Below are 13,752 nucleotides of genomic sequence, written 5' to 3' on the forward strand. Positions count from 1 at the left end.
GTCATCTGCGGGAATCCTCATCAGGCCCGATCGGCCGCACCGGCTGCCGCAGCACGGTTTTCAACCGCGCCGCCGCGGTCCTGCGTGGGTCGCTGAGGTAGATCTCATGATGGGGCCCGGCAAAGGTGTATCCCAGTGCGGGCATCACTTCGTCATGCAGCTGCGCCAGGATGGGGCCTTCGTCGTCGTAGGCGCCCACGTGCAAGGTCTGCAGGCTGGGGCCCTCGGCAAGGAGTTCATGGCGAAGGCTGGGCGGAGCCTCTCCCAGCTTCGTGCGCGCCTTGCTGATCGCGGACTGCCACTGTGCAGGGCCGATGCCCTCGGGCGTGCGGATCATTACGGTCCAGGCCCACTCATCCTTGCGCCGCGCGGCGAAGCTGGCCGGGTCCTCGGCGCTCCACAGCGCTTCCAGCGGTGGCACCACGTAGTCGCGCCCTTCGGCCTTCAGCGCGAACTTCAGTGCATAGCTCACCGAATACAGCCACTGCACGGCCTGCAGGTAGGCGGGGGCCGTGTTCGGGTCGCCGCGACCATCGACCATCACGTAGGGCAGGGGCGGTACGTCCACGGTCACGAACCGGCCCATCGGGGCCTGATAGAGCGCCCGGTCGCGCTTCCTGAAGTCGATCTTGTCCACGGGCCTTCCTCCTGCGCCGAGCATCCCACGCCAGGCACCTGCCAGCACGCCTGAACAGGTTCAGATGACTTTGCCGAACGAGGGCGGAGCGCCGGCCACCACTCGATGCTAGGATGCCGCCCCCGGCTGTTTTGCCCGTCGCGCCTGCGCGGTGCGACAACGTGTCGCAGCCAGAATCGGGCCTTTCCTGCGCTCGATCATTGTCAATGCCTTTCTTAAATGGTGGGTGACGGCCTAAAATTGAAAGGCTGACTCGCCCCCACCTCCCTGCCTGTCTTCCGGACCGGTGGGACCGGCTTTGGCTGGAACAGGCAGGGACGGGGAACGGCATTCCCTCGCAATTGGATCGACCGATGATTCCGTTGAAAACCCTTGGGCGCTGGTTGCGCCCGGGCCTGCTGCTGTCGTTGCTGGTGATGCTCACCGGCTGCGATGCCGTGGCCATCCTCAGTCCGAAGGGCCAGATCGGCCAGGATGAGAAGACCCTGCTGATCACGGCCACCGTGCTCATGCTGCTGGTCGTCATCCCGGTCATCATCATGACCCTGACGTTCGCGTGGAAGTATCGCGCCTCCAACACCAAGGCCCGTTACGAGCCGAAGTGGTCCCACTCGACGGCGATCGAGGTGGTGGTGTGGTCCATTCCCTGCATGATCGTGCTGGTGCTGGCGGTCCTGACCTGGCGTTCGTCGCACGCACTGGACCCGTATCGTCCGCTGGATTCGGACGTCAAGCCGGTCACCATCGAGGCGATCTCGCTGGACTGGAAGTGGCTGTTCATCTATCCGGAAGAGAAGGTGGCGGTCGTCAACGAAATCAAGTTCCCGGTCAACACGCCGCTGAACTTCAAGATCACGTCCGATTCGGTGATGAATGCATTCTTCATCCCGCACCTGGGCAGCATGATCTACTCGATGGCTGCGATGGAGACCAAGCTCCACCTGATCGCCAACGAGACCGGTGAATTCCCGGGCATGTCCTCGCACTACAGCGGCGCGGGCTTCGCCAAGATGCACTTCACCGCCTACTCGGTCACCGATGCCGAGTACCGCCAGTGGCTGGACCAGGTCCGCGCCGGCGAGCAGACCCTGGACAAGGCCTCGTTCAAGGCCCTGGGTGAAGCACGCAACGCCGAGTGGTATCCGGTCACTTACTTCGGCAAGACCGAAGAAGGCCTGTTCGACTGGGTCATCGCCAAGCACATGGGCGACAACAAGCATTACGGCATGAAGCACTCGCATGCTGGTGCCGCCGCTGCCGATGCCGCCACCCATGAAGCGCACGAGGGCCACGCCCCGAGTGACGCGCATGATTCCAAGGAATCGGGTGAAAACCTGGATGCCACCGAACACGAACACGCAGGCCATGCCGGCCACGCGGGTTCGGGAGAATGAACATGTTGGGAAAACTCTCTCTTGAGTCGATCCCCCACGATCCGATCGTGCTGACCACCCTGGTCGGCGCGGTTCTTGGTGGCCTGGGCGTCGTCGCCCTGATCACCAAGTTCAAGCTGTGGGGCTATCTGTGGAAGGAGTGGTTCACTTCGGTGGATCACAAGAAGATCGGCGTGATGTACCTCATCGTCGCCTTCGTCATGCTGCTGCGCGGTTTCTCCGACGCCATCATGATGCGTACCCAGCAGGCAATCGCCGTCGGTGGTTCCGAGGGTTACCTGCCGCCGCACCACTACGACCAGATCTTCACCGCCCACGGCGTGATCATGATCTTCTTCGTGGCGATGCCGCTGATCACCGGCCTGATGAACCTGGCCGTGCCGCTGCAGATCGGTGCGCGCGACGTCGCGTTCCCGTTCGTCAACTCGCTCAGCTTCTGGCTGTTCGTGTCCGGTGCGGTCCTGATCATGCTGTCGCTGTGGATCGGTGAGTTCGCTGCCACCGGCTGGCTGGCGTTCCCGCCGTTGTCGGGCATCGAATACAGTCCAAGCGTCGGCATGGACTACTACATCTGGGGTCTACAGGTCGCTGGCCTGGGTACCACGCTGAGCGGTATCAACTTCTTCATCACCATCCTGAAGATGCGCACCCCCAGCATGAAGCTGATGCAGATGCCGGTGTTCACCTGGACCGCCCTGGTGACCAACGTGCTGATCGTCGCCGCGTTCCCGGTGCTGACCATCACCCTGGTGCTGCTGACCCTGGACCGTTACCTGGGTACGCACTTCTTCACCAATGACGGCGGCGGCAACGCCATGCTGTACATCAACCTGATCTGGATCTGGGGTCACCCGGAGGTGTACATCCTGGTCCTGCCGGCGTTCGGTGTGTTCTCCGAAGTCATCGCGACCTTCTCGCGCAAGGCGCTGTTCGGCTACAAGGGCATGGTCTACGCCACCGCCTGCATCGGCGTGCTGTCGTTCATCGTGTGGCTGCACCACTTCTTCACCATGGGTTCGGGTGCCAACGTCAATGCCTTCTTCGGCATCACGACGATGATCATCTCGATCCCGACCGGCGTGAAGATCTTCAACTGGCTGTTCACCATGTTCCGCGGTCGCGTGCACTTCACCAGCCCGGTGCTGTGGACCATCGGCTTCATGGTCACCTTCGTCATCGGCGGCATGACCGGCGTGATGCTGGCGATTCCGGCCATCGACTTCGTGCTGCACAACAGCCTGTTCCTGATCGCCCACTTCCACAACGTCATCATCGGCGGCGTGGTGTTCGGCATGTTCGCCGGCATCACCTACTGGTGGCCGAAGATGTTCGGCTTCCGCCTCAATGAGTTCTGGGGCAAGTGCGCGTTCTGGTGCTGGTTCATCGGCTTCTACGTGACCTTCATGCCGATGTACGTGCTGGGCTTCATGGGCATGACCCGCCGCCTGCAGAGCACCGTGAACCCGGCCTACGAGCCGCTGCTGCTGGTTGCTGCCTGCGGCGCGTTCATCGTCGGCGCCGGCATCCTGTGCCAGATCATCCAGGTGGCCGTGTCGATCCGCGACCGCAAGAAGACCGTCGACCTGACCGGCGACCCGTGGGATGCCCGTACGCTGGAGTGGGAAACCTCCTCGCCGCCGGCCTTCTACAACTTCGCGACGCTGCCGGAAGTCACCGAGCTGGACGATTTCTGGGAGCGCAAGCAGCGGGGTGAAGCCTGGCCGAAGCCGGCCAAGTACACCGACATCCACATGCCGCGCAACACCGGCACGGGCGTTGTCATCGGTGCCTTCAGCCTGGTGTTCGGCTTCGCGATGATCTGGCACATCTGGTGGCTGGCCATCGTCGGCTTCGTCGGCATGATCGCCACGTTCATCTACCGCACCTTCGACCAGGACGTGGACTACTGGGTCCCGGCCGCCGAGGTGGAACGCATCGAGAACGAACACCGCAAGCACCTGGAAGCCCAGGGCCTGGTGAAGTCGGAGCTGAAGGCATGAGCACCAATACCTCGACCCTGAGCCACGGGCACGCCGCGCATGCGGCGGCCCATGGCCATGACGACCACGAGCACCACGATACCGGCGGCAACACCGTCTTCGGTTTCTGGGTGTACCTGATGAGCGACTGCCTCATCTTCGCCTCGCTGTTCGCCACCTACGTGGTGCTGGCAGGCGGTACCGATGGCGGTCCCACCGCGAAGGACCTGTTCGAGCTGCCGTTCGTGGCGTGGGAAACCGCGCTGCTGCTGACCTCGTCGCTGACCTTCGGCCTGGGCATGATTGCCATGCACCGCAAGCAGATGGGCCAGATGTACCTGTGGCTGGGCATCACCTGGCTGCTGGGCTTCGGCTTCATGTGCATGGAAGTGTGGGAGTTCCAGCACCTGATCCATCAGGGCTACGGTCCGGACCGCAGTGCCTTCCTGTCGGCGTTCTTCGCCCTGGTCGGTACCCACGGCCTGCACGTCAGCGCCGGCCTGTTGTGGCTGCTGGTGATGTTCGTGCAGCTGAAGAAGTACGGCCTGACCCCGACCAACAAGACCCGCATGGCGTGCCTGAGCCTGTTCTGGCACTTCCTGGACCTGATCTGGATCGGCGTGTTCTCCGTCGTCTACCTCAATGGAGCGCTGTAATGGCACATGACAACCATGCACACGACCACGGCACCGGCGGCGAAAGCCACGGCAGCGTGAAGTCGTACCTGATCGGCTTCGTGCTGGCGGTGGTGCTGACCGTCATCCCGTTCTGGATGGTGATGTCGGGCGATTTCTCGCGCACCGTCAACGGTGTGGTGATCGCGGTCACCGCGGTGCTGCAGATGCTGGTCCACCTGGTGTTCTTCCTGCACCTGGACCGCTCTTCGGAAAGCCGCTGGAACGTCAACGCTGCGGCCTTCACCGTCGTGGTGATCGGCATCATCGTGATCGGCACCCTGTGGGTCATGCACAACATGAACGTGCACATGATGCACTGACGTCCTCGCGACGTTGCCACGCAGAAAGGCCGCCCTCGGGCGGCCTTTCTGGTTTTCCGTTGTCCGGTAGTGCCGGCCGCTGGCCGGCAATTGCGGGACGCCGGCCAGCGGCCGGCTCTACCCGTGGTTCCACCCCGTGCGTGGAGGAGACGCGCGCCTCATCCCACCCGGCGCAGGAACTCTTCGGCTTCCATCGGCCGGCCCAGATGGTAGCCCTGCAGCTGGTCGCAGCCGAGCTCGCTCAGGTACTCGCGCTGCGCCTGGGTCTCCACGCCTTCGGCCACCACCTGCAGCTGCAGGGTTCGGCCCAGCGCGATGATCGACGAGACGATGGCGGCGTCCTCGTCATTGCGCTCCAGGTCGTGCACGAACGCACGGTCGATCTTCAGTTCGGTGGCTGGCATCCGCTTGAGGTACAGCAGGCTGGAGTAGCCGGTACCGAAATCATCGATGGCGATGTGCACGCCCATTGCGGTCAGGTCGCTGAGGATCGCCAGGCTGGCATCGACGTCCTTCATCGCCGTGGTCTCGGTGATCTCCAGGGTCAGCCGTGCCGGTTCGATCCGGTGCCGCTCCAGCACCTCGCGCACGCTGTCCAGCAGTGCCGGCGAGGCGAACTGCAGCGGCGACAGGTTCACCGCCATTGTCCATTCCGCATGCCCGGCATCGTGCCATGCCCGCAGCTGCGCGCAGGCCTGGTCCAGTACCCAGTCACCGATCGGCAGGATCAGGCCGCTGCGTTCGGCGATCGGAATGAACACATCCGGCGCCAGCAGCCCCAGCTCCGGGTGCTGCCAGCGCAGCAGCGCCTCGGCGCCGGTGGCCGGTGCGCCCGCGGCCGGAAATTTGGGCTGGTAATGCAGGATCAGTTCGTTGCGGGCGATGGCCTTGCGCAGGTCCTGCAGCAGGCGCAGCTGGCGATTGGCACTGAGCTGCATCGAGGGCGTGAAGAAGGTATAGCCGTTCCGCCCGGTTTCCTTCGTGTGGTACATCGCCGCATCGGCGTGCGCCATCAGCTCGCGCTCGTTGCTGGCGTCATCCGGGTACAGGGCGATGCCCAGGCTGGCGCTGACCTGCAGTTCGGCCGCATCCAGCGTGAACGGCTCACCGGCGGCGGCAATGATGCGCTCGGCCACCACGACCGCATCGTCGGGAGTATCGATGGCCAGCACGATCACGAACTCGTCGCCGCCGAGACGGGCGAACGTGTCCTGCGGGCGCAGCAGGTCGCCGATGCGCTGCGCCACCGCCACCAGCAGGCGGTCGCCAAGCTGATGGCCATAGGCATCATTGACCGCCTTGAAACCATCCAGGTCGCAGAACATCACCGCCACCGCATGATTGCGGCGCCGCGCCTTCTCGATGGCCTGCTCGATGCGGTCCTGCAGCAGCATGCGGTTGGGCAGCTGGGTCAAGGGATCGTGCAGCGCGGCCTGGATCAGCTTGTCGTTGGCGTGCGCCAGCGAATCGGCCAGCAGCCCGGTGCGCACGCGCATCTGCCGGTCGAACAGCGAGGCCACCAGGGCGATGCCCAGCGTGGCCACGGTGGTGACGATCACCAGCACCGCCAGCCAGCGCGTGTCGATGCCGCCACTGCCGACGGCGCCACAGAGGCTGCCTTCGGGGAAGCGCGCCGCCGCCATGCCGGTGTAATGCATGCCCACGATGGCCAGGCCCATCACCAGCGATGCGAGCGCGCGCAGGAGCAGGGTGTGGCGCTGCTCGGCGCGCAGGCGGAAGGCGATCCACAGGGCGGCGCCAGCGGCACCGATGGCCACCGCGATGGAGGCGGCAAACCAGCCCGGGTGGTAGTCGATGCCGGGCTGCATGCGCATCGCTGCCATGCCCAGGTAGTGCATGGCTGCGATGCCCAGGCCCATCAGCACGGCCCCGGCCAACAGCCGGCGCCACGGCAGGCTGGGGCGCGATACCAGCCACAGCGCATAGGCCGAGGCACCGATCGAGACCGCCAGCGAGTACAGGGTGATGCTGAGGTCATAGCCCACCGGGATCGGCAGGTCGAAGGCGAGCATGCCGATGAAGTGCATGGACCAGATGCCCAGGCCCATGGCCGCCGCGCCTCCGGCCAGCCACCAGCGCGCCACGCGCCCCTCGGCGGTGGCCAGGCGCCCGGCCATGTCCAGCGCCGTGTACGAAGCAAGAATGGCCACCAGCAGGGAGATGATGACCAGGCTCTGACTGTAACTGCCAGTCATGTTGAATCCAGTGGGGGAGGAAGGGGGGCGCCCGCAAGGCGCACGCCCGCGACCCCTATCGGCGCGGGTGGGCAGGACTTGAGCGGTCGCAGCAGCTGCGACCCGGCTCGGCTATCCTGCCACGCCTGTTCCCGTTGCTGGAAATCCTCCGATGGCCAAAGCCCGCACCGCCTACGTCTGCAATGAATGCGGCGCCGAATTCAGCAAGTGGCAGGGCCAGTGCACCGAGTGCAACGCCTGGAACTCGTTGTCGGAAATCGTGCTGGAGAGCGCGGCGGCGGCCAAGGCGCCGGCCTCGCGCCGGGCGGGCTGGGCCGGCAAGATCGATCCGCCGAAGATCACTGCGCTGAAGGATGTGGAGCAGACCGAGCATCGCCGGGTCTCCACCGGCATCGGCGAGTTCGACCGTGTGCTGGGCGGCGGCCTGGTCGAAGGCGCGGTGGTGCTGGTGGGCGGCGACCCGGGCATCGGCAAGTCGACGCTGCTGCTGCAGGCGGTGGCGAAGATGGCCGCTGAACTGCCTGTGCTGTACGTCACCGGCGAAGAGTCACTGGCGCAGGTGGCTGGCCGTGCGCATCGCCTGGAGCTGCCGCTGGACGGCGTCAATGCGCTGGCCGAGACCGGGGTCGAGTCGATCCTGCAGCATGCCTCCAGGGCTGGGCCGCGGCTGATCGTGGCCGATTCGGTGCAGACCCTGTGGACCGAGAGCCTGACCGCTGCGCCCGGTTCGGTCAGCCAGGTGCGCGAGAGCGCGGCGCGGCTGGTGCGGTTCGCCAAGGAAACCGGCACCGCCGTGTTCCTGGTCGGCCATGTGACCAAGGAAGGCGGCATCGCCGGCCCGCGCGTGCTGGAACACATGGTGGACGCGGTGCTGTACTTCGAAGGCGAGAGCGGCAGCCGCTTCCGCCTGTTGCGCGCGTTCAAGAACCGCTTCGGTGCGGTCAACGAGCTGGGTGTGTTCGCGATGGGCGACAAGGGCCTGAAGGAGGTCTCCAACCCCTCGGCGATCTTCCTGTCCGGCGGCAGCACCCATCAGCCGGGCAGCTGCGTGATGGTCACCCGCGAGGGCACGCGGCCGCTGCTGGTGGAGGTACAGGCGCTGGTCGACGCATCGCCGCTGTCGAACCCGCGCCGTGTCGCGGTCGGCCTGGAGCAGAATCGCCTGGCGATGCTGCTGGCAGTGCTGCATCGCCATGGCGGTGTACTGGTCGGCGACCAGGACGTGTTCGTCAATGTGGTCGGTGGCATCCGCGTCCAGGAGACCGCCGCCGATCTACCGGTGCTGCTGGCGGTGTTGTCGTCGCTGCAGGATCGGCCGCTGGCGGAGAAGACCATCGCCTTCGGCGAGGTGGGCCTGTCCGGCGAGATCCGCCCGGTGCCCAATGGCGAAGACCGCCTGCGCGAGGCCGCCACCCATGGCTTCAAGCGCGCCATCGTGCCCAAGGCCAATGCGCCCAAGGGCGGTTCGGTGAAAGGCATGGAGGTGATCGCGGTGGAACGCCTGTCCGAGGCCATCGACGCGGCGTGATGCCAGCCCTGTAGAGCCGAGCCCACGCTCGGCTGCTTTCTGTGGAGTCGAGCCATGCTCGACTGGTGGTCGAACAGCAGCCGAGCATGGGCTCGGCTCTACAAGTGCCCAATGCAGTAACGGTCAGCTTCACTGTGCTAGTTTTTCCCGCTCGACGAAGTCGCCCTCTGGCGTCTTTCCGTGCCCAGGAGTAAACGATTACATGCAGGACACCGCACTCACCACCCCCAACGCCGAGATCCGTCGTGCCGGGGTCGATCTCAATGGACTGATGACGGTGCTGGGCAAGCACCTGTATTCCACCCCGGTGGTGGCGCTGCGTGAGCTGGTACAGAACGCGCATGACTCGATCATCCGCCGCCGCATCGAGCAGCCCGGCGTTGACGTGCCTTCGCGCATTTCGGTGCAGGTTGATGCCGGTGCCGGCGTGCTGCGCATCACTGATACCGGTGCTGGCCTGACCCGCCAGGAGATCCACGATTACCTGGCCACCGTCGGCGTCGGCTACACCCGTGGCCTGCGCCAGGGCGGAGAGGACGATGAAGGGCTGATCGGCATGTTCGGCCTCGGCTTCCTGTCGGCCTTCGTGCTGGCCCGCCGGGTCAGCGTGCGCACCACCTCTTACCAGACGCCGGATCTGGGCCATCTGTACGTGTCCAGCAACGCCGAGCAATACACCGTCAGCGCAGTGCCTGCACGCGCGGTGGGCACTGAGGTGGAGCTGGAGCTGCATCCGGACTTCCTGCCGCTGGCCAACGAGGCGCGCCTGCATGAGGTGCTGGGCCGCTACTGCGCGTTGCTGTCCGAGCCGATCTTCATCGGTGCTGCGGGCGAGGCGCTCAATCCCGAGCCGCCGCCGTGGCGCGGCCAGGGGGAGGTCGCCGTGCATCCGGTGCAGGCCCGCCGGCAGGCGCTGCAGTTCGCCGCGCGGTTCGAGCACGATTTCGAACCGATCGTCACCGTGCCGTTGCGTGCCGATGGCAACAGCGATGCCACTGGCCTGCTGTGGGTGCAGGACGGCGCCACCTATGGCACCAGCGACAACCGCAACCTGTCGGTGTTCGTGCGTGGGATGCTGCTGGATGACGACGCGCGCGACCTGCTGCCGCCGTGGGCCGGTTTCATCGGCGGGGTGATCGAATCCTCGCGGTTGACGCCCACCGCCAGCCGCGAAGACCTGCAGCGCGATGACCAGTACCGCGCGGTGCAGCATGCACTGCTGGAGGCGCTGATCGACGGCCTGGCCGACGTTGCGAAGCAGCAACCGGAAGCCTGGCGGCGCGTGCTGACCCGCCACAACGAGGCGCTGCTGGGTGCGGCACTGTGCGATGACCGCCTGTTCGAACTGCTGATGGAGCATGTGCGGGTGCCGACTTCGCAGGGCGACCTGCCGGCCAGTGCGCTGCCGGCGCGCGGTGCCGTGCATGTCATCCTCGACAACGGCGGTGGCTTTGAAGAGATGCTGTTCCGCGCGATGGGCGTACCGGTCGCGCATGGCCATCGCTACGCGGTGGTGCCGTTCCTGCGGCGCTGGGCCCAGGCCAAGGGCCTGCGCCTGGTCGAGCTCGGCACCGAGCAGGGCAACCGCGCACTGTTCCGCAGTGATGACAGCCTCGACGAGGCGCAGCTGGCGTGGCTGCGCGAACAGCTGGGCGACGGCGAGCAGCTGCTGCCCGCACGTTTCAGCCCGGAGGCGCTGCCGGTGGTGGTGGTGCCCGACCGCGAGGCCGAGCTGAAGCAACGGCTGGAAGACGACGAGAACGACAAGCGCGTCTCGATGGCCGCGCTGCGCCTGGCGCGACAGTTCACCGCGCGCATCGAATCACGCGCACCGTCGCGGCTGTATCTCAATCTCGACAACCCGGCGGTGCAGGCACTGCTGCGCGCCCAGCGCGAGGGCCACCCACAGGCCGAGGCCGCAGCCCGCCTGCTGCGCTCGCTGAAAGTCATCGTCGCCGCGCAGGGCCGCCCGCTGGCACGCGCGACTGCTACGCCGGGCCCGGATCTCAATGGTGCCTTCACCGATATCGCCGGTGCCCTGCAGCAGATGCTGCGCTGAGCACCGCACCTTCTCATCCAGCCTTCGCTAGACAGGAGCAATTACCCCCATGGACATCTGGAACTGGGTCGAAAAGCTGCAGGGTGACCTGCGCCAGGCCGGCCAGGCGCAGAACGCGCACCTGCTGAACCGCCTCGCCGACGAGGTCAGTGAACTGCAGATCGACCGCGTCGATGCGCTGCTGCCCGAAGCACGCGCCCTGGGCAAGGCACTGGACAACCCGTGGCTTGACGTCTATGTCGGCCACTGGGCGCTGCGCAACCGCGTCGGCAACCGCGTGGAAGGCGAGAGCGCACTCGGCGAAGCCGTAGCGCTGTTCGAGCGCGCGCACCGCGAGGACACCCTGGAATGCCCGCAGTCGATCTGCGTGACCCAGGACCTGGCCGCCTGCTACGGCAACATCGACGGCCCGGGCTGGGTGCCCGAGCGCATCGAGGTCTGCGACGAAACCCTTGGCCGCATCGATCCGAGCTGGGCCTGTTTCCAGTGCCTGAGCTGCGAGAAGGCCGATGCGCTGCTCGATGATGGCCGTGGCCAGGCGGCGCTGGATTACCTGCAGGTGCAGGCCGATGCCGTGGAAGCCTGTGGCAAGGAAGTGTTCGACAGCTTCCCGGAGATGCAGATCAAGATCCTGCTGGGCATGGGCCGTGCCGATGAGGCACTGGCGCTGATCGAAAAACGGGAAGCCGAAGTTGCTGCGTCCGGAGAGTACGAGCCGGCCAACTGCACGGTGCCGCGTCGCTTGTCCAAGGCCTGGGCGCTGGCCCAGCTTGGCCGCGACGAAGAGGCGCTGCAGCAGCTGGTACCGTGGAGCGAGCTGACCCCGAACTACTGGCGGCTGTGGGCAAACACCGCCGCAGCACTGTGCCAGCGTGATCCCGCGCGCAATACGTGGGATCTGGGCACGCGCTTCAACACCATCATCGAGCACTTCGCACGGGTCGGTTCGCACCGCCTGCTGATCGAAGTCGCGGCGTTGAGCCTGGAACTCGCCCTGCAGCGTGGCGCGCGCTGGGTCGCACTGCGGCAGCTCGAACTGGCCCGCACCCATCTGGCGCAGCTGCGCCAGGATCGGGGTGCTGCGGCGCTGGTGGCAGGCCTGGCCGCGCGCATCGAGGCATTGCCGGACGTCGCGCCGCTGCCGGTGCCGGCGGGCGAGCTGCTGGTATGGCTGGACGCGCAGGGCGAACAGAACCAGTCGCGCGATCCCGAGCGCGAAGCGCAGTGGCTGCTGCAGGCGCATGCCGAGCTGCCCGATGACGAGGCGCTGGCCGACATGGCCGCCTCGGCACTGAATGCCTGCGGCGCGCAGGCCGAGGCGCGGTCGCTGCTGTGGCGGTTCGTACGCGGCCATGTGCAGCACGATGGCCCCGTGGCCTACACGTTGATGCGCTGGCTGGCCGAACAGGGCGACGACGACGGACTGCGCCAGCTGGCCGATCTGTATCGCGGCAGCGTGCCGGTGTTCGCGCACTGGTGCGAGGTGCAGCGTGCACGCCGCGTGTCCGACTGGCCGGCGCTGGAGCAGGCGGCCCGATCGCTTCTGGAGCTGTCTCCGGGCTCGCACGGCGCGCGCGGCACGCTGGCGCGCATGTACATGGAAACCGGCCGTTTCAGCGAGGCCCAGGCCTGTTATGCACAGCTGGTGGAGCTGCTGGACGAGCCCAATGCCGCGCATTGGGACCACATGAGCGCAGCCAGCGCCGCGCGCGACTGGGACGCCGTGCGCCGCTCGGCGGCGGCGCTTGGCATGGAATTGTCCAGCCAGGACGGCGTGGTAGAGGAGCCGTGGGGCTGGGTGATCATCCGCAGTGAAGAAAACGGCGAGCCGATGGAGTACTACGCCCGTCGCAGCGGTCCGGTGACCGCGCGCATCGTCGAGAACGCGCCGTCCAACCGCGCCCAGCAGGTGGGCGACTGGGTGGTGTTCGATGCCGCGCTGGTGCATCCGGCACCAGAGGAGGAGGAAGCACGCGAGCATTTCATCCCGACCTATGCGCAGGTGCATGTGCTGGAGCGCGGCGGCTTCGCCCGCAGCTGGATGATCGATGGCGCGCACCCGGGCGAAGATGCCTGGAATGCCTTCGTCGAGGCGGCCGAAGCACAGGGCTGGAAGGTGTGGTCACACAGCCGGCCGGACTACACCGTCACCGACCCCGATGTGGAAGAGGGTACGCTGCCCGGCCTGCTGTTCACCGTGGCCCAGCCGCAGGACCACGCACCGCTGGCACTGCACCGCTTCCTGCAGCAGCACACCGCGACGTGGCCGCATCCGCATTGCTGGCTGCGCCTGGCTGAAGCCTGTGACCAGGATCGCCAGCCGCATCTGGACGTGATCGAGCGTTACGGGTTGTAGGCCGGATATCGGGTAGTGCCGGCCGCTGGCCGGCAGCACCGGGAGATCCTGTATTGCCGGCCAGCGGCCGGCACTACCTCAGGGAAAAATACATGCGAAAGACAGGGATGTTGATGATCGCCGGGCTGCTGCTGGCCCCTGCCGTGCAGGCGTCACCCGCCTGCCAGGAACCAGAGGCGGTGGCCCGCGCCTTCTACGCGGCAACGACGGGCGATGGTGATCTGCTGGAGCCACCCCCGGCGCTGGTCAGCCCTGCCTTCGGCAAGGCACTGCGTGGAGAGCGCGCCTGCCAGCAGCGCGAAGAGGGCATCTGCACCATCGATTCGGATCCGTGGCTGGATGCGCAGGACGGTGACATCGAAACCCCGGTGCGCTACAGCTGGAAGGAGGCTTCGGCCTCCGCCGGCCAGGTCGAGATGCGCTATTCGGTGTGGAAGAAGGCCTACCTGACCCGCCTGCCGATGGTGCGCCACGGGCAGGGGTGCTGGCAGGTTGATGACATCGTCACCAACAGTGGTCGTTCGGTGCGGAAGATCCTGGCCCAGCCTTGACGGTAGCGCCGGTGGGTGCCGACCGTTGGTCGGCA

10 protein-coding genes are annotated in these 13,752 nt (G+C 66.3%); 8 read left to right on the top strand and 2 right to left on the bottom strand.

Going from position 1 to position 13,752, the window contains the following annotated elements:
* Position 1: 1 nt before the first annotated feature.
* Positions 2–637: a GyrI-like domain-containing protein gene (locus A7X97_RS13495; protein ID WP_072166893.1), complete on the bottom strand. Its 636-nt coding sequence runs from the start codon at positions 635–637 to the stop codon at positions 2–4.
* A gap of 353 nt (positions 638–990) precedes the next feature.
* On the opposite strand from A7X97_RS13495, the gene cyoA reads away from it, so the two are divergent.
* From cyoA to cyoD, 4 genes are read left to right on the top strand one after another with little or no spacing between them, the layout of a single operon-like run.
* On the top strand, positions 991–2,031 hold the full coding sequence (cyoA, locus tag A7X97_RS13500; RefSeq protein ID WP_005415723.1) for a ubiquinol oxidase subunit II: 1,041 nt from the start codon (positions 991–993) through the stop codon (positions 2,029–2,031).
* A gap of 2 nt (positions 2,032–2,033) precedes the next feature.
* Positions 2,034–4,031, top strand: a complete 1,998-nt coding sequence (cyoB, locus tag A7X97_RS13505; RefSeq protein ID WP_088496440.1) for a cytochrome o ubiquinol oxidase subunit I — start codon at positions 2,034–2,036, stop codon at positions 4,029–4,031.
* Entirely contained in the window at positions 4,028–4,666 is a 639-nt protein-coding gene (gene cyoC, locus A7X97_RS13510) for a cytochrome o ubiquinol oxidase subunit III (protein ID WP_005408583.1), read from the top strand. Before cyoB ends, cyoC begins: the two co-directional genes overlap by 4 nt.
* Entirely contained in the window at positions 4,666–5,007 is a 342-nt protein-coding gene (gene cyoD, locus A7X97_RS13515; protein ID WP_005415725.1) for a cytochrome o ubiquinol oxidase subunit IV, read from the top strand. The genes cyoC and cyoD overlap by 1 nt, the downstream gene beginning before the upstream one ends.
* A 158-nt stretch (positions 5,008–5,165) precedes the next feature.
* Here cyoD and A7X97_RS13520 read toward each other — a convergent pair whose 3' ends face one another.
* Positions 5,166–7,223, bottom strand: coding sequence for a putative bifunctional diguanylate cyclase/phosphodiesterase (locus tag A7X97_RS13520; protein ID WP_111008058.1), 2,058 nt, complete (start codon positions 7,221–7,223; stop codon positions 5,166–5,168).
* A 151-nt stretch (positions 7,224–7,374) separates the two neighbouring features.
* Here A7X97_RS13520 and radA point away from each other — a divergent pair, with 151 nt between their 5' ends.
* The 4 genes from radA to A7X97_RS13540 all read left to right on the top strand — a co-directional run bounded on the left by radA (position 7,375) and on the right by A7X97_RS13540 (position 13,717).
* Complete coding sequence (gene radA / locus A7X97_RS13525; RefSeq protein ID WP_005408586.1) at positions 7,375–8,751, top strand: DNA repair protein RadA; 1,377 nt, start codon at positions 7,375–7,377, stop codon at positions 8,749–8,751.
* A gap of 202 nt (positions 8,752–8,953) precedes the next feature.
* A complete protein-coding gene (locus A7X97_RS13530; protein WP_111008059.1) occupies positions 8,954–10,810 on the top strand; it encodes an ATP-binding protein in 1,857 nt (618 codons plus the stop codon).
* 49 nt (positions 10,811–10,859) lie between these two features.
* Positions 10,860–13,166, top strand: a complete 2,307-nt coding sequence (locus A7X97_RS13535; protein ID WP_111008060.1) for a tetratricopeptide repeat protein — start codon at positions 10,860–10,862, stop codon at positions 13,164–13,166.
* 92 nt (positions 13,167–13,258) lie between these two features.
* Entirely contained in the window at positions 13,259–13,717 is a 459-nt protein-coding gene (locus tag A7X97_RS13540) for a YqhG/Tai3 family protein (protein WP_088496956.1), read from the top strand.
* Positions 13,718–13,752 lie beyond the last annotated feature (35 nt).

Source organism: Stenotrophomonas sepilia (assembly GCF_003244875.1).
Classification (GTDB): Bacteria; Pseudomonadota; Gammaproteobacteria; order Xanthomonadales; family Xanthomonadaceae; genus Stenotrophomonas; species Stenotrophomonas sepilia.